The 18,252-nt window shown below is 67.2% G+C and carries 18 protein-coding genes; all 18 read left to right on the forward strand.

The genetic code is table 11. The features are described 5' to 3' along the window. Positions 1 to 10: 10 nt before the first annotated feature. The 18 genes from AC1D0O_RS04210 to AC1D0O_RS04295 all read left to right on the forward strand — a co-directional run bounded on the left by AC1D0O_RS04210 (position 11) and on the right by AC1D0O_RS04295 (position 18,187). Positions 11 to 496 carry a Cif family virulence factor gene (locus AC1D0O_RS04210; protein ID WP_477652299.1) on the forward strand — a complete coding sequence of 162 codons (486 nt, stop codon included), beginning with the start codon at positions 11 to 13 and terminating at the stop codon, positions 494 to 496. Between the two features lie 97 nt (positions 497 to 593). Beyond that, positions 594 to 2,138 (forward strand): FecR family protein, encoded by a 1,545-nt coding sequence (locus AC1D0O_RS04215; protein WP_477652300.1) that lies wholly within the window; start codon positions 594 to 596, stop codon positions 2,136 to 2,138. Positions 2,139 to 2,256: 118 nt separating this feature from the next. After that, entirely contained in the window at positions 2,257 to 2,850 is a 594-nt protein-coding gene (locus AC1D0O_RS04220) for a sigma-70 family RNA polymerase sigma factor (RefSeq protein WP_477652301.1), read from the forward strand. After that, entirely contained in the window at positions 2,847 to 3,479 is a 633-nt protein-coding gene (locus AC1D0O_RS04225; protein ID WP_477652302.1) for a hypothetical protein, read from the forward strand. Before AC1D0O_RS04220 ends, AC1D0O_RS04225 begins: the two co-directional genes overlap by 4 nt. Before the next feature lie 55 nt (positions 3,480 to 3,534). Then, the gene (locus tag AC1D0O_RS04230) at positions 3,535 to 5,031 is read left to right on the forward strand and encodes a S8 family serine peptidase (protein ID WP_477652303.1); all 1,497 of its coding nucleotides are present in this window, start codon (positions 3,535 to 3,537) and stop codon (positions 5,029 to 5,031) included. Positions 5,032 to 5,159: 128 nt separating this feature from the next. Beyond that, positions 5,160 to 6,506 carry a sigma-54-dependent transcriptional regulator gene (locus tag AC1D0O_RS04235; protein ID WP_477652304.1) on the forward strand — a complete coding sequence of 449 codons (1,347 nt, stop codon included), beginning with the start codon at positions 5,160 to 5,162 and terminating at the stop codon, positions 6,504 to 6,506. 919 nt (positions 6,507 to 7,425) lie between these two features. Continuing rightward, positions 7,426 to 7,860, forward strand: a complete 435-nt coding sequence (locus AC1D0O_RS04240) for a globin family protein (protein ID WP_477652305.1) — start codon at positions 7,426 to 7,428, stop codon at positions 7,858 to 7,860. A gap of 138 nt (positions 7,861 to 7,998) precedes the next feature. After that, entirely contained in the window at positions 7,999 to 8,841 is an 843-nt protein-coding gene (locus AC1D0O_RS04245) for a hypothetical protein (protein ID WP_477652306.1), read from the forward strand. A gap of 41 nt (positions 8,842 to 8,882) precedes the next feature. Then, a complete protein-coding gene (locus AC1D0O_RS04250; protein ID WP_477652307.1) occupies positions 8,883 to 9,206 on the forward strand; it encodes a hypothetical protein in 324 nt (107 codons plus the stop codon). A gap of 93 nt (positions 9,207 to 9,299) precedes the next feature. Beyond that, the gene (locus tag AC1D0O_RS04255; RefSeq protein WP_477652308.1) at positions 9,300 to 10,085 is read left to right on the forward strand and encodes a hypothetical protein; all 786 of its coding nucleotides are present in this window, start codon (positions 9,300 to 9,302) and stop codon (positions 10,083 to 10,085) included. 75 nt (positions 10,086 to 10,160) lie between these two features. Next, positions 10,161 to 11,720, forward strand: coding sequence for a hypothetical protein (locus AC1D0O_RS04260; RefSeq protein WP_477652309.1), 1,560 nt, complete (start codon positions 10,161 to 10,163; stop codon positions 11,718 to 11,720). A 39-nt stretch (positions 11,721 to 11,759) separates the two neighbouring features. Continuing rightward, the gene (locus AC1D0O_RS04265) at positions 11,760 to 13,100 is read left to right on the forward strand and encodes a hypothetical protein (RefSeq protein WP_477652310.1); all 1,341 of its coding nucleotides are present in this window, start codon (positions 11,760 to 11,762) and stop codon (positions 13,098 to 13,100) included. Positions 13,101 to 13,146: 46 nt separating this feature from the next. Next, complete coding sequence (locus AC1D0O_RS04270; protein WP_477652311.1) at positions 13,147 to 13,707, forward strand: hypothetical protein; 561 nt, start codon at positions 13,147 to 13,149, stop codon at positions 13,705 to 13,707. A 37-nt stretch (positions 13,708 to 13,744) separates the two neighbouring features. Further along, positions 13,745 to 14,551 (forward strand): hypothetical protein, encoded by an 807-nt coding sequence (locus tag AC1D0O_RS04275; RefSeq protein WP_477652312.1) that lies wholly within the window; start codon positions 13,745 to 13,747, stop codon positions 14,549 to 14,551. Between the two features lie 238 nt (positions 14,552 to 14,789). Then, positions 14,790 to 15,284 carry a hypothetical protein gene (locus AC1D0O_RS04280; RefSeq protein WP_477652313.1) on the forward strand — a complete coding sequence of 165 codons (495 nt, stop codon included), beginning with the start codon at positions 14,790 to 14,792 and terminating at the stop codon, positions 15,282 to 15,284. A gap of 150 nt (positions 15,285 to 15,434) precedes the next feature. Further along, complete coding sequence (locus tag AC1D0O_RS04285) at positions 15,435 to 17,243, forward strand: cytochrome c biogenesis protein DipZ (RefSeq protein ID WP_477652314.1); 1,809 nt, start codon at positions 15,435 to 15,437, stop codon at positions 17,241 to 17,243. Between the two features lie 39 nt (positions 17,244 to 17,282). Beyond that, a complete protein-coding gene (locus AC1D0O_RS04290; protein ID WP_477652315.1) occupies positions 17,283 to 17,414 on the forward strand; it encodes a hypothetical protein in 132 nt (43 codons plus the stop codon). Between the two features lie 347 nt (positions 17,415 to 17,761). Then, on the forward strand, positions 17,762 to 18,187 hold the full coding sequence (locus AC1D0O_RS04295; RefSeq protein WP_477652316.1) for an organic hydroperoxide resistance protein: 426 nt from the start codon (positions 17,762 to 17,764) through the stop codon (positions 18,185 to 18,187). Positions 18,188 to 18,252: the final 65 nt, after the last annotated feature.

Below are 18,252 nucleotides of genomic sequence, written 5' to 3' on the forward strand. Positions count from 1 at the left end.
GGGGAACACGATGAAAAAAATACTCCCGCTGCTGTGCCTGCTGGCCATGGCCTTCTCGCTGGCCGCGCCGGCGCCGGCGCCAGGTTTACCGGGCGCAGCCGCCAAACCCGTCGCCGCGCCGGCCGGCCCCAAGGACAGCCGGCAGGCACAGGCCGCGCTGCGCCAGCTGATGGCCGCCTACGCCGCGGGCGACCAGGCCGGGCTGGAAGCGATGGTGTCACCCGGCATGGCCGGCTATGCCGGCGTCGTGGATGCCGCGCGCCAGGCCCGGCCGCTGCAAAAACAGCTGAGGATCACGCTGTCGGACCTGCGCGCGCAGGCCTCGGAGGATGCCGGCCTGGTGTTGATCCAGGCGCGCTGGGAGAAGCGCTTTGTCCGCCTGCCCGCGGGGCTGCAGGTCCGCAAGAGCGGCGCCGCCGTGTTCAGCTTCAAGCGCGCGGAGGCCGGCTGGACGCTGTCCGGCCTGAGCGGCGACAACCCTTTCGCCGCCGATTAGCCCGCCGTCACCCCCTACATAGAACCCTTCTTCCGCGACGCACGACTCACCGGCAAGCCGGCGGCCCGTTCGCCGCCATGACCACGAGAACCACTTCATGAAACACACCACCTACTCCTTCCTGCTGACGGCGCTCGCGCTGGGCTTTTGCCTGCAGCAGGCCCATGCGGCCGGCCAGATCGATTTCATCGAGGGCAATGTCAGCGTCACCACCGCGGCGGGCCAGCTGCGCGTGCCCGGCAAGGGAGAGACCATAGACGCGGGCGACGCCATCGTGACCGGCCGCGACGGGGAGATCCATGTGCGCATGGACGACAACGCGCTGGTCGCCCTGCGCGCCAACACCTTTTTGCGCATCGAGGCCTACCGGGCCGAGGGCGGGGCCGACGACAGCGCGGTGTTCCGCCTGCTGCGCGGCTCCTTCCGCTCGGTGACGGGCTGGATAGGCAAGAACAACCCGAAGAACTACGCGGTGCGCACGACGACGGCCACCATCGGCATTCGCGGGACCGACCACGAGGTGCTGGTCGTCGGCGAAGGCGAGGCCGCGGGAACCTACGACAAGGTGAACACCGGCGAGACCGAAATGGACACGCCCGTCGGCAAGGTTTCGGTGCTGCCCGGGCAGGCCGCCTTCGCGTCCAGGACGGCGTCGGTTCCGCCCAGGGTGCTGCCGGCCGTCCCCGCGCTGTTTGTCGCCACGAAGAATGAAGCCGCCATCGAAAGCAGCAAGAAGCTGCTGGAAGAAACGCGCGACGAACGCCTGGAGCAAAAGCAGAAGGACAACGTGCGCAAGGGCACGGACAGCGGCGGCAAGCCCAGGATAGGCGAACCGGAGGACGCGCGCAAGGCGCTGGCCGCCTTTGAGGACATCCTGCGCGCCTTCGAGGCCGGCAATGTGTCCTTGATACGCCAGAAGCTGGACCCGTCCATGATCGGCTACCAGCAGCTGCTGGACAACATCACGCAGGAAAACAACGAGTGCAAGCAGATGCGCGTGACCCTGCTCAACACCCAGGTCCAGGCCGGCCCCAACCTGGCCGTGCTGCAGACCGGCTGGGAAAAACGCTGCCTGCTGCTGCCGTCCTTCACCCCCCGGCTGACCACGGGACGCAGCACCGTGCTGCTGCACCTGGGCCCGCAGGGCTGGACCTTTGCCGCGATCACCGGCGGCAGCATGCTGGAGCGCTCCGGCCCGGTCGTGCCCGGCGCGCCGCTCAATGCCGCCGGCGGCCCGGCCGCCAGGACGCTGGCAACGCTGGCCGTCGTCAACACCGGCGCATCCTATGCGCTGGCCGGCGGCGGCGTGGCGCCGCCCGCGCCCCTGCCCTTCAGCATCACGGTGACCGACCCCGACCGCGTGGGCGCCGCCTCCGTGACGGTGACCATCACCACCTCCGCGCCGTTTGCCAATGACTCCATGGTGCTGACCCTGCCGGCCGTCACGCCCGGGTCCTCGCAGTTCAGGGTCACCAGCGTGAGCTTCTCCAAGGCGGCAGCCGGATGCACCAGCGCCAACACGCCCATCAATCCGGCATCGCTGGAAATCTGCCCGGGCGGCACGGCGACGGTGTCCTTCACCGACACCACCACGCCTTCCGGCGCGGCGCAGGTGGTGACGCAGACCGTGGCGGTTCCCTGAGCGCGAACCTTTTTCAAAAAAATCGCGACGGCGTTGAACCCGGCGCGATGAAGCCACGACTCACAGGCAATGGCACGGCGGGCAAGGGGCCCGCCGGCCGGACACGGAGCCAGATTTGATGGAAGCACACGCGGGCGCGGCGGCACGGCAGGACATGGAGCTGTGCCGCCTCATGGAACAGGTGGCCGCGCGCGACGAGGCCGCGCTTTGCGCGCTCTACAAACGCATGAGCCGGGTGATCTACGCCTTTTCGCTGCGCCGCCTGTGCCAGCCCGAGGCGGCGGAGGAGGTGGTGGTGGAAACCATGTACGAAGTCTGGAAGGGCGCGGCGCGTTTTGCCGGCAGGTCCATGGTGACCACCTGGATCCTGGGTATCGCGCGCCACAAGGCGATGGACAAGCTGCGCCTGCGCGGCGGCGAGATGAGCGAGCCCCTGGGCGACGAGGCGGAGGCCATCCCCGACGGCCGTCCCTCCGCCTTTGAACTGATCGCCGGCAGGCAAAGGCAGGGGCAGGTGGCCCTGTGCATGGAGGCCCTGCCGGACGAGCAACGCGAGTGCATCCACATGGTGTTTTACGAGGACGCGCCGCTGGCCGAAATCGCCGCCGTGCAGGCCTGCCCCGAGAACACCGTCAAGACACGTTTGTTCCACGCCCGCCGCAAGATGCGGGAATGCCTTGAGCGCCAGGTCTGGCGCATGGAGCGCGCATGATGCACAGCGAACAGGAATTGCGGGACCTGCTGCCCTGGTACGTGAACGGCACGCTGGACGAGGCGACGCGGCACGCCATCGACCTGCTGCTCGAGCGTTCGCCGCTGGTGCGCGGTGAACTCCTCTGGCTCATGCAACTGCGCAGCCAGATACGCCAGTTTCGCGAGGAGGCCGAGGAGCGCCCGGAGGATGCGGGCCTGGACACGCTGATGGCGCTGGTCCACGGCGAACGCTCGGGCAAGGTCGTGCAGTTGCACGCGCGCTGGAATGCCTGGCTGGCCGCGCCGCGCCGCTTTTCGGTGCCCGTAGGCCTGGCCGCCGCCGTGGTCCTGGCGCAGGCCGCCCTCATAGGCACGCTACTGCTGCGCCCCGAACCCGAGGCACTCACCCCGCTGTCGGGCGAAGCGGCCGCGGGTGGCGAACTGCTGCAAATCACCTTCAAGCCGCGGGCCACCGAGGCGCAGATACGCGGCCTGCTGGCCGGCCTGCGGGCCGAGATGGTGTCCGGCCCCGGCGCGCTGGGTGTGTACACGGTGCGCGTGCCCGAAGGGCAGGGGCCCGCGGCGCTGGCCAGGCTGCGCGGCAACGGCGCCATCGTCGAGTCGGCGGCCTTGCTGGCCGGGCGCTGAAGCCATGCGCTCGTCCGCACGCGGCCGCCTGCGCGCGGGTTCTCTCTTTCCCCTCATGCCCCTCATGTGCCTGGCGCTGGCCGGCCTGTCCGTGCACGCCGCCGGCGATGAGGATGCCGAGTGCGCGCGTTACCGCATCGCGGGCTTGCCTTGTCCTTCCAGGCCCGGCGCTTCCAGGGCGCCCGATGCCCCGCGGCCGCCGGCCAGGCCGGTGTTGCCCTTGCGTGGGGCGGAGCCGCCGCCTGCCGCGGGCCAGGCGCGCGATGCGTCGGGCGCCGCCGCGCCGGGYCGCGCCCTGGCGGCACCGGCGCCAGCGCCGGCTGTGCCATCGTTTCCACCACCGCTCCCCCTGGCGGCGCCCGCTGCGACTGGCCTGCCCGGCTTGCCGCCGGGCAGCGCCCTGATGCCGATGGCGATAAGCCCTTTGGCCGCGCCGCCCGGCCCGCCGGTGCAGACCCGCGAGCCCGGCCAGGTGGTCGCGTACTGGGCCGCGGCGGACGAAGCCGACGCCGCGCTGGCCCGGCTGGCGCGCGAGCGGCAGCTGCAGCCCGTCACCGTTTCGCGGCTGGAGGCCCTGGGCGGCGTGCTGGCCGTGTTCCAGCTGGAGAGCGCGGCGCAGGCCGCCGATTTCCGTGAACAGCTGCTGCGCGACTTTCCTGGGCTCGCCGTGGACTTCAACACGCGCTACCGCCCGCTGCAGCCGGCCAAAGCCAGGCCGCGCATTTACCTGCCGCAAAAAATCGACCAGCCCCTGGACGCGGCGGAGCCCGCGGGCCCGGGCGCGGTGCGCGTGGGCATCGTGGACGGGCCGGTGGCGGCCATCGCGGCGCTGGCGGGCGCCAGCATCAGCCGCAAAAGTTTCCTGGCCGCCGGCGAGTCGGCCGCAGCCACGGGCCACGCCACGGCGATTGCCGCGCTCATCGCGGGGCAGGACGCCGGCGTTCCCGGTTTCCGGGCGATAGCGCCCGGGGCCAGCCTGCGCTCGGCCGAGATCATGCGCAGCGTGGGCGCTGAGGACAGCACCCACAGCGCGGCCCTGGTGCGCGCGCTGGACTGGCTGCTGGCCGAGAAAGTCCAGCTTATCAACCTCAGCCTGGGCGGGCCCGGCGACGCGGTGATGCAAAAAGCCTTTGCCCGGCTCGCCGGCTTTCCGGTGGCGCTGGTCGCGGCGGCCGGCAACGGCGGCCCGACGGCGGCGCCGGCCTACCCGGCGGCCTATCCCGGCGTGATCGCCGTAACGGCGACCGACGCCTCCGACAACGTCTATGCCGCGGCCAACCGCGGCGCCTACATCACGCTGGCGGCGCCCGGCGTGGACCTCTGGGTTCCCGACGGGGCTTCGGGCCACTATGTGAGCGGCACCTCGTTTTCCGCGGCCGTGGTGAGCGCCGCCGGCGCGCTGATGCTGGCGCGCAATCCGCTGCTCAAGGCCGGGCCGCTGGCCCGGCAGCTGTGCCGCGGCGCGAGGGACCTGGGTGCGCCCGGGCCCGACCCGGTCTTCGGCTGCGGCCTGATCCAGGTCGGGGCCGCGCTGCGCGACGAGCGGTTGTGAACAGGTTCTTGATGGTCAGATTCACGGTATCCGGTATTCATTACAGGCGTTATGCTTATGACAAACACAACAACAACGGCTCTGCCACTGCTCCCGTTTGCAGTCTGTGCGGATTCTGACGGGCACCTATGGCACGCATTCTGATAGTTGACGACGATCCGGCACTGCTCAAGCTGCTGTCATTGAGGCTCCACTACGAAGGCCACGTCCCCATCGAGGCGAACAGCGGCGCGGTCGCGCTGGCCAAGCTGGACCATGAGCTGCCCAACATCCTGATCACCGACCTGCGCATGCCGGGCATGGACGGGCTGCAGCTGTTTGAAGCCGTGCACCGGCGCTACCCGCTGCTGCCGGTGCTGATCCTGACGGCCAACGGCACCATTCCCGACGCGGTCAACGCGATGCAGCGCGGCGTGTTCGGCTACATCACCAAGCCTTTCGAGGGTGCGGACCTGATGCTCGAGGTGAACCGCGCGCTGGAGGTGTCGTCCACCCTGGGCGCCGACATGCCCGGCGACCTTCCCGGCGAAGCCTGGCGCGAGGCCATCATCACGCGCAGCCCGCGCATGGAAAAGCTGCTGGCCGAGGCCAGGCTCATGGCCCGGAGCGACGCCTCGGTGCTGATCCACGGCGAGAGCGGCACCGGCAAGGAACTGCTGGCGCGCGCGCTGCATGCGTCCAGCGCGCGGTCCCATGAAACGCTGGTGGCGGTGAACTGCGGCGCCATCCCCGAAAACCTCGTGGAGTCGGAGCTGTTCGGCCACGTCAAAGGCTCCTTCACCGGCGCGGTGCGCGACAGCGTCGGCATGTTCACCAGCGCGCACCGCGGCACCATCTTCCTCGACGAGATCGCCGACCTGCCGCTGGCGATGCAGGTCAAGCTGCTGCGCGTGCTGCAGGAGCGCGAGGTGCGGCCCGTGGGCGCGTCCAAGCCGCACAAGGTCGACGTGCGCGTGATCTCCGCCTCCAACCGCAAGCTCGAGGACGAGGTGGCCGCAGGCCGGTTTCGCGAGGACCTTTTTTACCGCCTCAATGTGGTGGGCCTCACATTGCCGCCGCTGGCCGAGCGCCGCGAGGACATCGCGCTGCTGGCCAACCATTTCATGCGCAGCTTGGCGCAGCGCTACGCCAAGCCGCTGACGGCCTTCGCGCCGGGCGCGCTGGAACTGCTGGGCACGGCGTCATGGCCGGGCAATGTGCGGCAGCTGCAGAACATGGTCGAGAAATGCGTGGTGCTGTGCACCGGTACGCTGATCCCGGTCACGCTGGTGCAAAACGCGCTGACCAGCCAGGGCTCCGAGCTGCTGCCGCTGGACGAGGCGCGCAAGGAGTTCGAGCGCGGCTACCTCACGCAGCTGCTCAAGATGACCAACGGCAACGTGGCGCAGGCGGCCAAGCTCGCCAGGCGCAACCGCACCGATTTTTACGCGCTGCTGGCGCGGCATGAGCTCGAGTCGGCCAGCTTCAAGGCCTGAAAAGCGCCAGGCGGCGCCTTGCCCTCTGTTCTCTTTGCTGAGGGCGGTTGGCCGGGGGTTGCCCGGCGGCAAGTAACTTTCTTTTGCTTCGCCAAAAGAAAGTCACCAAAGAAAAGGCGACCCGCAGTCTGGGTCCCTACGCTGCGCTACGGGCAACCTGCGGTGCTCGAGCCAAGCGGGGTCTCGCTAAACTCGCTACGCTGCGCTTCGCTCAGACAACGCGATCCCTGATCCGCTTGTCTCTGCGCTCCTCGGCCCAGCCAGGACGGGGCAATCGGGAGCGGAAGCGGGAACAGAAGACAGAAATACAAAGAACAAACCAAGACCACAAGGACTCGCCAAGGCGAGTCCTTGTTTCTTCAAGTATTGGTATTTGTCTTTCTAGTCCCCACCCCTTGTGGATGCGCCGAGGAGCGCAGGTTCAGGCGGATCAGGGATCGCGTTGTTTGAGCGAAGCGAGTTTAGCGAGACCCCGCCTGGACCGAGCACCGCAGGTTGCCCGTAGCGAAGCGAAGGGACGCAGCAACCAGGGTCGCCTTTTCTTTTGCTTACTTTTCTTTTGGCGAAGCAAAAGAAAAGTGAGTAGCTGCCGGGCTACCCCCGGCCAGCAACCCTCAGCAGAGGGCGAGGGCGCAAGTCGGCGCAAGACCCGGCCAATGGATCTGCGCATTCAGGCGCGGCAGCAAGTAGTCACAAGTCCCGGGGCGCAACTTGTCTGCCCGCGCAGACACCCCAGTCCCATGATCTCCCTGGTGTTTTCTTCCCGGCCCCCGAAAGCTGTCGGCGAATCCCGACAGCCGGCGACCACCGGTTTGCTTTAAGTCATTGATTTCATTGAGTAAATGTTCTGGCACGCATCTTGGGTAACAAGGTGCATGTCGATCAAGACCATTTACATGGAAAACAAGGAAATCAAGCCATGAACTCAGAGCAAATCAACCTGGTGCAATCCACCTTTGCCGACGTGCGCCCCATCGCGCCGGCGGCCGCCGAACTTTTTTACACCCGCCTTTTTGTCCTCGATCCCTCGCTGCGCCCCATGTTCAAGGGCGACCTGGCGCACCAGGGCCGCATGCTGATGGCGATGCTCAACTCCGCCGTCAACGGCCTGACCCAGCTCGACACCATGGTGCCCGTGGTGCGCCAGCTCGGCGCGCGCCACGTCAAGTACGGTGTGCGCGATGCGCACTACGCCACCGTCGGCAGCGCCCTGCTGTGGACGCTGGAGCAGGGGCTGGGCGACAAATTCACGCCCGCTGTCCGCGAGGCCTGGACCGCCGCCTACGAGATGCTGGCCGGCGTGATGCAGGCAGGCGCTGCCGAGGCGCGCTCGCGCCATCCGGCCGCGGCCTGATTTTCCGCCGTGCAAAAAAACGCCATCGCCATTGAACCGCGCAAGCGGATCAGGCGACCCATGCATGCAAGTCCCCGCCGGCACCGCGTGCCCGGTGATCCCTTCACTTCTTCTTTTTCTTTTATTGCGAGTCCCTCCATGAAAACCTCCCTGAAAAAATATGCGCTCTGCCTGGCCTCCCTCGTTACCCTGTGCGGCACGGCCCACGCGGTCGGCACCATCACCGGCCTGACCGCCGTGCCGGCCAACCCGGTCGCCGGCGAGTCGGTCAAATACAAGGTCACCACCAGCGGCAGCGGCGCCTGCGGCGCGCGCTTTGTGTACGCCGGCGGCCCTTACGAGCCTTCGGACAACGCGCTCGTCAACAACCAGCCGGCGGGCGGCGGCGTGATGGACAAGACCCTCTCCAAGGCGGGTACCTACACGGTCACGGCCATGGGCAGCCCTTCGCTCAATCCCAAGTGCGGCGGCGAAGCCAAGATCACCGTGGTCGTCAAGGACAAACCGGCACCGGCGGCACCGGCCACGCCAGCAACGCCGGCAACTCCCGCTCCCGCCGGCAAGCCCGCGGCCGGCATGGGCATGGGTGCCCTGCAGCCCCAGGCGCCCGTGATCACGATGGGCGCCATCACGATGTCCGAAGCCATGACCTGCCCGACGCCTTACACCAAGTACACACAGGGCGTGGACGTTTCCAAGGGCGAGGCCTATTGCGTCAAGTCCGATGCCACCTGCCCCGACGGCTATGCCAACAACCGCAACCAGCAGACCGGCCAGCTGACCTGCACGCCCAAAGTGCCTGTGGCCGCACCCGATGGCTGGACGCACGGTTCGGGCAACGGCGAGCTGAGCTTCAACTCCATTCCCCAGCCCATGGTGAAGTGCCCCAAGTCCACGCCTGACTGGCAGTGGGGCACGACTTACTACAAGGAAAGCTGGAACCGCATGGGCTGCCGCGCCAACCTCAAGCCGGCGTATTGAACGGGCCGAGAGCCTTGCGCCCAACACCCAGGAGCACTCCCATGATCAGAACCATTCCCTTGCAAGTCCATGTGGCGCGCCGCCCGCATGCCATCCCGACCCGCAGCCTGGCGCGCCGCGTGTCGCGCACGCTGGGCACCCTGGCTGCGGCCTTCTGCGCCGCGCTGCTGTGCGCCGCCCTGGTCGGCTACGGCATCGCCCGCGCGGCGGCGCCTGGCCGGGTTGCGGTGGCCGGGCAACTGACGGGCGCTGCCGCGGCGCCGACGGCCGCGGACGGCAAGGAGGCTGCCGAACTGAAGGCGGCGGTGCAGGCCCTTGCGGCCTTCCCGAACCCCTACCCGCCCGCCGCGGGCATGGCGCCCTGAATTTTTCCGCGCGGGATTGAACCTCGCGACGGGCCCCCGCGACTCAACAGGCGCCAGGCCCTCACTCCCATTCTTTACCAGGACACACACACCATGAACCGTTCCCTTCTCTCGCTGGCCGCCCTTGCGGTGCTCGGCCTCAGCATGCAGGCTTTTGCCACCGACAAGCCCGCCGCGGCGGACGGCAAGGCGCCCACGCGCACCCTGCCCACGCCTTTGCCCACGGCCGTCGTCAAGCCCGTACTGACCACGCCGCCACCACCTCCTCCTCCCCCGGCCCCCGTCACCAAGCTGGTGTCGGCCAAGTTCCTGAAGGCCGAGATCAAGGTTGGCGAATCCGTCGCGATGAAGTTCGACGGCATCAACCTGGGCGCCGGCAAGATCTGCGGCGGCACGGTCACCTGGGGTGACGGCACGAAGTTCGACAACATGCTGGCCGACAACGGCCAGTGGAGCACCATCAACAAGACCTTCTCGCAGGCCGGTACCTTCACGGCGGTGGTCCTGCCGAAAAGCTACGGCGGCAATCCCTGCGTGAGCGATGCGCCGATCTCGGTCAGCATCAAGGTCAACCCGCCGACGCCGCTGCCGCCTTCGATGATGACCAAGCTGGTCGTGACGCCCATGCTCAATCCCAAGGTGCGCCTGATCAGCACCAAGTGGGTGGGCACCGCGCCCAACTCGGCCTGCAGCTACATCCTGAACTTCGGCGACGGCACCAGCAAGAAGACCGGCGCTGGCGCGATACAGCCCGGCTCCGACGAGCAGCACACCTACGCCTCCGGCACCTACTCCGTGATCATCACGCCGTCGAACGCCGACTACGACTCCTGCACCCTGGGACCGGACGCCGGCCCCAAGACCTTCACGGTCGAGTAAGCCTTTTCTTTTCCTTTCGCCACAGTGCTTCGTGCAGCCTGGATGCATGCGGTTTCAACCCGGAGAAAACACACCATGAAAACCCTGAACATCCTGGCTGCCGCGGGCGCGCTGGCGCTGCTGGCCGCTCCCCTGGCGCAGGCGGGAACGCTGAGCGGCGCGAGCTCCACGCTGAACGGCGTCTCCACCACCACCAATCCGCCCAAGCTCACCGCGCCGGGCCAGGTCCTGCAGATCAAGCACATGATAGGCGTGGCCTATTACGGCCCCGACAAGAACGTCAACTTCGCCTGCAATGCCAAGCTCGAATACAGCGACGGCACGGCATCGGAAATGGTGCCCATCAAATACCCGATGGACGCGGTGGGCCGCATGCGCCAGTACACCAAGCCCGGCAAGTACACGGTCTCGCTGAGCGGCGTCGCGCACAACGGCCTGGTGGCCTGCCTGGGCTCGGCCTCCACCACGTTGACGATTGAAGACGGGCTGCCGCACGCGCCCGCGCCCAAGCCGGGCGCGGCCAACGCCGCGGCGGCGGTGATGGCGCCTGGCGCGCAGGCGGCGATCCAGGGCATGGTGCCCATCAACCTCAAGGCCAAGGTCCAGCAGGTGGTGCTGCGCGGCGGCAACCTGTTCAGCCCCGGCACGGTGTCGCTGTACTCGACCATCTTCCTGGACAAGCCCGACAGCAACTGCCTGCTGAACTTCAGCGTCACGACGCTCAACACCGGTTCCGACGCGCTCAATGTCGAGTTGATGAGCCAGTCACTCAACGGCGGCTTCACGACCGCGGCGTCGACCGAGTTCAATCCCGGCACGCTCACGTTCACCAACCAGGGAAAGTTCCGCGTGACGGTCAAGGCGCGCACCGACGTGGAAGGCCACTGCGCGGGCAGCGCCTCCGCCGACTTTGAAATCAAGCGCCAGAAGATGGGCGGCGATGCGCCGCCCGTGTCCGGCCCGGCGCCCAACTACGGCTCCTTCATCTCCAAGGTCACCGCCGTCGAAAAACTCGACTCCTGGGACGTCACCGTGCACGGCGCCGGCGACGCCTCCTGCAAATACCACGTGCGCGCCTGGACCCTGCCCGAGATGAGCATCTTCAAGGAACAGGCCATGGTCTATGAAAAGAACGTGCTGGGCGCGGGCAAGGGTCTCATGACGGTGCCCAAGCAGGGCGCCAAGAACGTGCTGATCGAGACCGTGCAGGACAACGAGGACAAGGTCGACAACAAGGGCTGCCTGGGCACGCCCAAGCTCGAGCTGGTGCCGACGCCCGCCGCCGTGATGCCGCCCAAGCCCAAGAAGGGCGTGATCATGGCCCTCTCGGTGGCCAAGGCGACGTATGCGCCGGGCGAGCCGATTCCCTCGACGCTGAAAGTGCAGGGCGACAACTGCAGCTTTGTCTTCAGGGTGCGCAAGCTGCCTTTCATCAACCTCAGCGACGACGTCGTTTTCGCGGCCAAGACCCAGAGCCTCGATTGGGACCTCAACAACCTGGGCCAGACCCTGCCGGCCGGCAAGTGGACCGTCATCAGCCAGCCCGGCAACGAGGCGATGGCGCCCGGCGAGATTCGCTGCGAAATCGCACCGATCGCCGGCAGCGGCCAGGTCTTCTTCACCGTGGCGCCTTGAGCCTCCAATTTTTAAAACTCCAGAAACCGACAGAACACCATGAATAAAGCCAAACTCTTCACCGCCGTGACGGCACTTGCCTTGGGGGCGCATGCCCATGCGGCGGGGTCGAACTACAGCGACATCCAGATCGACACGCTGACGCCAAAGATGGGCGAGCCCATCACGCTGAGCTTCGCCGGTGTGACCGATCCCTCCTGCATGATCAAGATCTCTTCCAACGTCTCCGCGTTCTCCATGGAGGGGGGAGGGCAGGTCCAGAACGGCAAGCTGAGTTTTGTACCCTCGACGGCCATGGGCCCCATCAGTGAGGGCTTCACGATGATTGTTGGGCAGGGCATTTTTAATTCGCGCTGCGAGGGCCCGTCCAAGACCTTCAACGTCCAGGTCAACGCCAGCCGGATCGGCAGCGTCAACGCGGAAACCAATATCGTTGCGCAGGGCAAGCCGGTCAACATCCTGGTCGGCGGCGTCGACTACAGGAGCTGCGACGGCGCCGCGCTGGACTTCGGCGACGGCACGCCGGCGCAGCAGATTTCGGGCGGTTTCCCGATCAAGACCTCCCATGTCTATGCGCAGGCCGGTGTCTACAAACAGAGCGTGAAGGCGACCGGCGCCACCTGCTACGGCAGCGCCGTTTCCCAGTTCAACACGACGGTGCAGGATGCCACCGCGATGAGCAAGATCACGGGCATGCAGGTGGCTTATGCCAACCCCGAGAAGACCGGCGCCAAGATCATGGTCAACGGCAGCCCCGGCGGCGCATGCGAGCGCGCTTTCGTCAATTGGGGTGATGGTTCGTCGCCCGAACCGGTGTCAGGCAGCTTCCCGCTGAACGCCAGCCACAGCTACCCGAACGGCGGCAACCAGACCATCAAGGTGGCCGCGGCCGACGGCTTCAAATGCCTGGGCCAGGCCCAGGTCGTGGTCTACACCTACCCGGTGCAAGCCAAGTTCACCGGCGTCACGCCGGCAAGCTCGACCGCCGCGGTCAACCAGGAGATCACGCTGGAACTCGCCGGCAGCGGTATCTGCCAGAACGTGTCGGTCGCCCTGGGCGACAACCTGAACATCATCAGCGTCGGCGCGGTCAACTTCAGCCCCTACAACAATTTCAAATGGCCGGTCAAGGTCAAGTACACCAAGGGCGGCAGCTACACGCTGTACGTCAAGGACAACGGTGCCAGCGCCTGCGGCATCCTCAATCCCAAGGTCACGGTGACCGAACCGATCCAGTTCAACCCGGTGCTGGTGTTGCCGGCCGCTCCCAAGCCTGCCGTGCCGGTAGCTACACCGCCCAAACCCAAGCCGGCTGTTCCCGCGAAACCCTGCGCCAAGAAAAACGGCCAGCAGATAGACCCGACCTGCGTCGACAACTGATCCCGGGCGGCGCGAGCACCTTCTTCACCCTTCACGAAAGACCACCATGAACCCCAAATTTCTTTCCGCCAGCCTGCTGGCCCTGGCCCTCCCGCTGATGGCCCATGCCGCGACCGGCGGTGCAACGGCGCCCGCGCCGCGCGCATCACAGCCGGCGGCGACACCCGCGCCCGCCGGCGCCGCCGGCCCCAGCCTGCAGGGACTGCCGCCGCCGGTGGCCGCCACCACCAAGCCCAACATCACGGTGCCGCACACCAAAATCACCCAGGTCCAGTCGCCCACCCAGGTCAAGCCGGGCACACCGCTGACCGTCAAGGTCTTCGGCACCGGCCTGGAAACCCAGTGCGCGACCACGGTGCTGATAGGCCAGAACGGCAACGCCTACTTCAAGAAGGGCCCGGTGCAATACGGCACGGGCGCCTGGCCGCGCGTCGCGACCTTCCTGCTGGAGCCGGGCACCTACCAGGTGAGGATCTCCATGACCGAGGGCGGGCCCAGCACCACGCAGGCCGAGCGCGAAGCTTGCGGCGTGATCTCTGGCAGCAACAACACCGGCATTGCGGGCGACGGCACCATGGTGGTGGTGGGCGATGCCATCGCCAAATAAGCGTGCAAGCAAACCGCGCAAGCAGCAAGGCACACCCATGTACAAATCACTGATCACCGCCCTGGCCCTGGTGGCCGCCTGCGGCGCGGCCCTGGCCCAGGGTGGCAGCACACAAGGCGGGACCCCTCCGCCCGGCACCGGCAGCGGCGTGGCGACGCCGCCCCCGGCCGGCAGCGGCATTCCGGTCAGCGAGGATTTTTTCAGGGGCCAGTGCATGACGGCCCTGGCCAACCTGGCCAGCCAGAAGCTGCACACGCAACTGCTCAAGGACAAGGCCGTCAGCGGCCAGGTGCTGGCATCCGCGGCGATTCCCCCGGGCGCGCTGGGCGCGAGCTGCAACAACGCCTGCGACCAGTATGCGAAGCTCTCGCACCTGATTTCCTGGGCCCATGTGTCGCCCGGCTTTTTGAGCGAACCCCAGCACACCCAGCAGATGGTGTACCGCAACATTCCCCAGCCGACGCTGCCGGGCCAGGCGGCACTCGACAGCTGCCTGCCGCAGCAGGCCACGATGAACTGGTGTCCGCCCTCGGGCGCCGGTGTCGGTGCCGGGCCTTCGCGCATTGAAAACCCGCTGGACAAGATCCGGGTCTGCATCAGCGCCGGCGACGCCTTGCAACAGATGAACTTCAGCGCGGCCGATGCGGCGCGCAACTGCGCCAGGCCCGCCATCGTCGATGCCGCCGAACGCGTCAAGGCGGAGCACGCCTGCGTGGCGGATGCCGCCAAGGCCGATGCCAAAACCGCCGCCGACAAGGCCGCGGCGGACAAGGCGGCGGCCAGCGGCCTGGTGCTTCCCAAGGGTCCGCTGCTTTTGGTGCCCACGGCCCGCAAAAGCCCCTAGAAAGATAAGGCCGCCGGGTGGTCAATTTTTGAGCACTCGCTGGCACGTCAGTACCGGCGCGGCTTTCAGGACTGTCGCCGGACTTTATCCACAGGGTAGCCCACAGCAACTGAGGGTAAGTTTTTTGTGCGGAAGCACAAGCTTGAACCTTAGGCCTCTTTACGCCGACTCATATCCGTGCAAGGCAAAGCGCCGCACGGAACTTTCGACTCACTCACCACCCGGCAAGGATCCACCCATGAACACACAACACATACTGGCCGCCACCCTGCTGTGCCTGGCCGCCGCCGATGCCGCGCTGGCCCAGCCGGCCCCGGCAACGCGCACCGCGCCCGCCGTTCCCAAGCTGGTCGTCTCCGCGCCCGGCACCTTCACCACCTTCAAGGCCACCGCGAGCGAAGTTGTCGCGGGCAAGCCTTTGAGCTTCAAGTTCGAAGGCAGCGGCCACTGCAAGCTCAAGCTCAGCGGCGGTGACGGTTACGCCGTGGATGTTGAAGGTGAGCTGCCTTTCAACGCCGTCTATGTCTACGGCACGGGGTCCATGTCGTCTTACGACGCGTTCAAGAACTACACGGCGAGCGCAACGCCCGCGGGCAATTGCAAAAGCAGCGGGCCCGCCACCACGGTGGTCGTCAAGGTGATCAACCCGGCGCCGCAGGGTGTCAGCGCGCCGGGCAACACCAATGCCAACACCATGTCTTCCAGCAAGCCGGGGCTGACGGTCAAGCCTTAGACGGTGAACGGCTTCTGAGGGTTTTGTATGTCTGTGTATCCGCGCCGGCCGCGGATACAGCCGCATGCCATAAGGCGGCCGGGGTGACACAGCGGGGATACGCAAGGGCGGTTCAATCACGGAGGTGCCCACTCCTGAACCCGCCAGACCATGACTTTCCTCCTCCTCGCTTTCGCCGCCGGTGTGCTGACCATCGTCAGCCCCTGCATTCTTCCTGTTTTGCCTTTTGTGCTGGCGCGTGCCGGCCGGCCTTTCCTGCGCAACGGCCTGCCCTTGCTGCTGGGCATGGCCCTGTCCTTCACGGCGGTGGCCACGCTCGCCGCCGTGGGTGGCGGCTGGGCGGTGCAGGCCAATGAATACGGCCGCTCCGCGGCGCTGGGGCTGCTGGCCGTGTTCGCGCTGACGCTGATGTTTCCGGGCTTTGCCGACTGGCTGTCCAGGCCGCTGGTGGCGTTGGGCGCGCGTCTGGCCTCTTCCAGTGAAGGCGGCGAAGGCGGCACGTCGGGCGATCCTTCTCTGCTGTCGTCGCTGCTGCTCGGTGTGGCCACCGGTTTGTTGTGGGCGCCGTGCGCGGGGCCGGTGCTGGGCCTGATCCTCACGGGTGCGGCCATCCAGGGCGCGAACGCGGGCACCTCCTTGCTGCTGCTGGCCTATGCGGGCGGCGCGGCGACCTCGCTGGCCTTGTCGCTGCTGGCCGGCGGGCGTGTGTATGCCTTGCTGCGGCGTTCACTGGGCATCAGCCACTGGGCGCGGCGCGGCATGGGCGCGGCGGTGCTGGCCGGTGTGGCGCTGATCGCCACGGGGCTGGATACCGGGCTGCTGAGCCGCCTGTCCTTGAGCAGCACCTCGGGAATAGAGCAGGCGCTCATCAATGCCTTCCAGCCCCAGGCATCGCAAGAGCCGGGCATAGGCGGCGCGGCGGACGCTGAAGCACCCGCGCCCGAAACCATCACGCTCGTCGCCAACCCCGGCGCGCCGTCCGCCCCCGCGGACTGGAGCGGCAGAACTTTCGCGCCGCTGGCCGGCGCGACCGGCTGGATCAATACGCCGCCGCTGGCGGCCGCGGACCTGCGCGGCAAGGTGGTGCTGGTCGACTTCTGGACCTATTCGTGCATCAACTGCCTGCGCACCTTGCCCTACATCCGGGCCTGGGCCGACAAGTACCGGGAAGCCGGCCTGGTCGTCGTCGGCGTGCATTCGCCGGAGTTCGCGTTTGAAAAAAATGAAGGCCATGTGCGACTGGCCGTGAAAGACCTGGGCATCAACTATCCCGTCGCCATCGACAGCAAGCATGCCGTCTGGCGCGGCTTCGAGAACCAGTCCTGGCCGGCGCTGTATTTTGTCGACGCCCAGGGCAGGGTGCGGCATCAGGTGGTCGGCGAAGGGCAGTACGAGGCGTCTGAGCGGCTGATCCAGAAGCTGCTGGCCGAAAAAAACGGCAAGGGCACGCGCGACACCGGGCTGGTGGCCGTGCAGGGCGAAGGTGTGCAGGCCGCGCCCGGCGGCCGGGTGATGTCCGGCGAAACCTATGTGGGCCATGAGCGCGCTGTCAACTTTGTGCCCGAGGGCGGACTTCAGCCCGATCGCCGGTATGGCTATGAGGCGGCTGCCAGTGTCAGGCTGAACCACTGGACGCTGGGCGGCGAGTGGACGGTGGAGGCCGAGCGCGCCGTCGCGGCGCAAGCCGGCGCACGCCTGGCCTACCGCTTTCGCGCGCGCGACCTGCATCTGGTGCTGGGGCGCGAAGCCGGCGCGGCGCCGGTGCGCTTTCGTGTGCGGGTCAACGGCCGGCCGCCGGCCCAAAACCGTGGCACCGACATCGCGGCAGACGGCAGCGGCGTGATTGATGCGCACCGCCTGTACCAGCTGGTGAGGCTGCCGGCCTCGGCGGGCGACCACCTGTTCGAGATCGAGTTCCTCGATCCCGGCGCACAGGTGTATGCCTTCACCTTCGGCTGAGCCGCTTCAATTTTCATCAACCTTGAGGACCCTCACACCATGAAAAAACTCTGGATGGCCTTGACCTTTCTGGCGAGCGGCTTCGCGCATGAGCTGCGCAACCCGCTCAGCTGCCAGTGCATCAGCTCCCGCCCGGCGGTGGTTTGGCGTGCGGGCCGCGAGCAGGGCTGAGCGCCGCCAGCCCCCATCCCAGCCTTCCCCCAGAGGGGGAAGGAGCAAATCACCAGCGTCATCACAGCGTGCCGCTCTTACTCCCTCCCCCTCTGGGGGAGGGCGGGGGTGGAGGCCAGCGGCGCTTAAAACACCCCGCCTTTCTTCGGAAGAGAAGATGCAAACCACCGCTGCCACCGCTATCGCCATGCGCCGGAGATTTGTACCGCAGTGTGTCCAGCCGCCTGGTGCGTACAGAACATTGCGTTTACGAGATACCGGGGATACGCCGCCCCTTTGTAATTCATCTTGTGCTTCGCGAGCGATGCATTTTTCAACTTCTTCAATTGTTTAAAAAGGAAAACACCATGAGCGCCATCAACCTCCTCGACAAAGTCCTGTACACGGGCAAGACCCACACCACCGGCGGGCGCAACGGCGAATCCCGCAGCACCGACGGCCGCCTGGACATCAAGCTGTCGCCGCCCGGCAGTGCGGGCACAGGCACCAACCCCGAGCAGTTGTTCGCCGCCGGCTGGTCGGCCTGCTTCATAGGCGCCATGGGCCGCGCCGCCGCCACGCAGAAAGTCACGCTGCCGGCCGGTGTGGCTGTCGATGCCGAAGTGGACCTGGGCACCGCCGGCGACGCATTCTTCCTGCAGGCACGCCTGAACGTGAGCCTGCCCGGCCTGGACGCTGGGACGGCCCGTGCCATCGTCGATGCCGCCCACCAGCTGTGCCCTTATTCCAAGGCCACGCGCGGCAATATCGACGTGGAGATCAACCTGGCCTGAGTCCCGCAGGGTTCGCAGATCCACATAAGGCAAAGCCGGCCTGCCCGAGTGATCGGGCAGGCCGG

Source organism: Polaromonas sp. P1_F2, assembly GCF_056405735.1.

Bases quoted from the DNA above. Each gene is read 5' to 3' on its own strand.
- AC1D0O_RS04240 (WP_477652305.1), top strand. From the start codon at position 7,426: ATGAACTCAGAGCAAATCAACCTGGTGCAATCCACCTTTGCCGACGTG.
- AC1D0O_RS04270 (WP_477652311.1), top strand. From the start codon at position 13,147: ATGAACCCCAAATTTCTTTCCGCCAGCCTGCTGGCCCTGGCCCTCCCG.
- AC1D0O_RS04215 (WP_477652300.1), top strand. From the start codon at position 594: ATGAAACACACCACCTACTCCTTCCTGCTGACGGCGCTCGCGCTGGGC.
- AC1D0O_RS04255 (WP_477652308.1), top strand. From the start codon at position 9,300: ATGAACCGTTCCCTTCTCTCGCTGGCCGCCCTTGCGGTGCTCGGCCTC.
- AC1D0O_RS04275 (WP_477652312.1), top strand. From the start codon at position 13,745: ATGTACAAATCACTGATCACCGCCCTGGCCCTGGTGGCCGCCTGCGGC.
- AC1D0O_RS04265 (WP_477652310.1), top strand. From the start codon at position 11,760: ATGAATAAAGCCAAACTCTTCACCGCCGTGACGGCACTTGCCTTGGGG.
- AC1D0O_RS04220 (WP_477652301.1), top strand. From the start codon at position 2,257: ATGGAAGCACACGCGGGCGCGGCGGCACGGCAGGACATGGAGCTGTGC.
- AC1D0O_RS04260 (WP_477652309.1), top strand. From the start codon at position 10,161: ATGAAAACCCTGAACATCCTGGCTGCCGCGGGCGCGCTGGCGCTGCTG.
- AC1D0O_RS04225 (WP_477652302.1), top strand. From the start codon at position 2,847: ATGATGCACAGCGAACAGGAATTGCGGGACCTGCTGCCCTGGTACGTG.
- AC1D0O_RS04295 (WP_477652316.1), top strand. From the start codon at position 17,762: ATGAGCGCCATCAACCTCCTCGACAAAGTCCTGTACACGGGCAAGACC.
- AC1D0O_RS04280 (WP_477652313.1), top strand. From the start codon at position 14,790: ATGAACACACAACACATACTGGCCGCCACCCTGCTGTGCCTGGCCGCC.
- AC1D0O_RS04290 (WP_477652315.1), top strand. From the start codon at position 17,283: ATGAAAAAACTCTGGATGGCCTTGACCTTTCTGGCGAGCGGCTTCGCG.
- AC1D0O_RS04250 (WP_477652307.1), top strand. From the start codon at position 8,883: ATGATCAGAACCATTCCCTTGCAAGTCCATGTGGCGCGCCGCCCGCAT.
- AC1D0O_RS04210 (WP_477652299.1), top strand. From the start codon at position 11: ATGAAAAAAATACTCCCGCTGCTGTGCCTGCTGGCCATGGCCTTCTCG.
- AC1D0O_RS04235 (WP_477652304.1), top strand. From the start codon at position 5,160: ATGGCACGCATTCTGATAGTTGACGACGATCCGGCACTGCTCAAGCTG.
- AC1D0O_RS04285 (WP_477652314.1), top strand. From the start codon at position 15,435: ATGACTTTCCTCCTCCTCGCTTTCGCCGCCGGTGTGCTGACCATCGTC.
- AC1D0O_RS04245 (WP_477652306.1), top strand. From the start codon at position 7,999: ATGAAAACCTCCCTGAAAAAATATGCGCTCTGCCTGGCCTCCCTCGTT.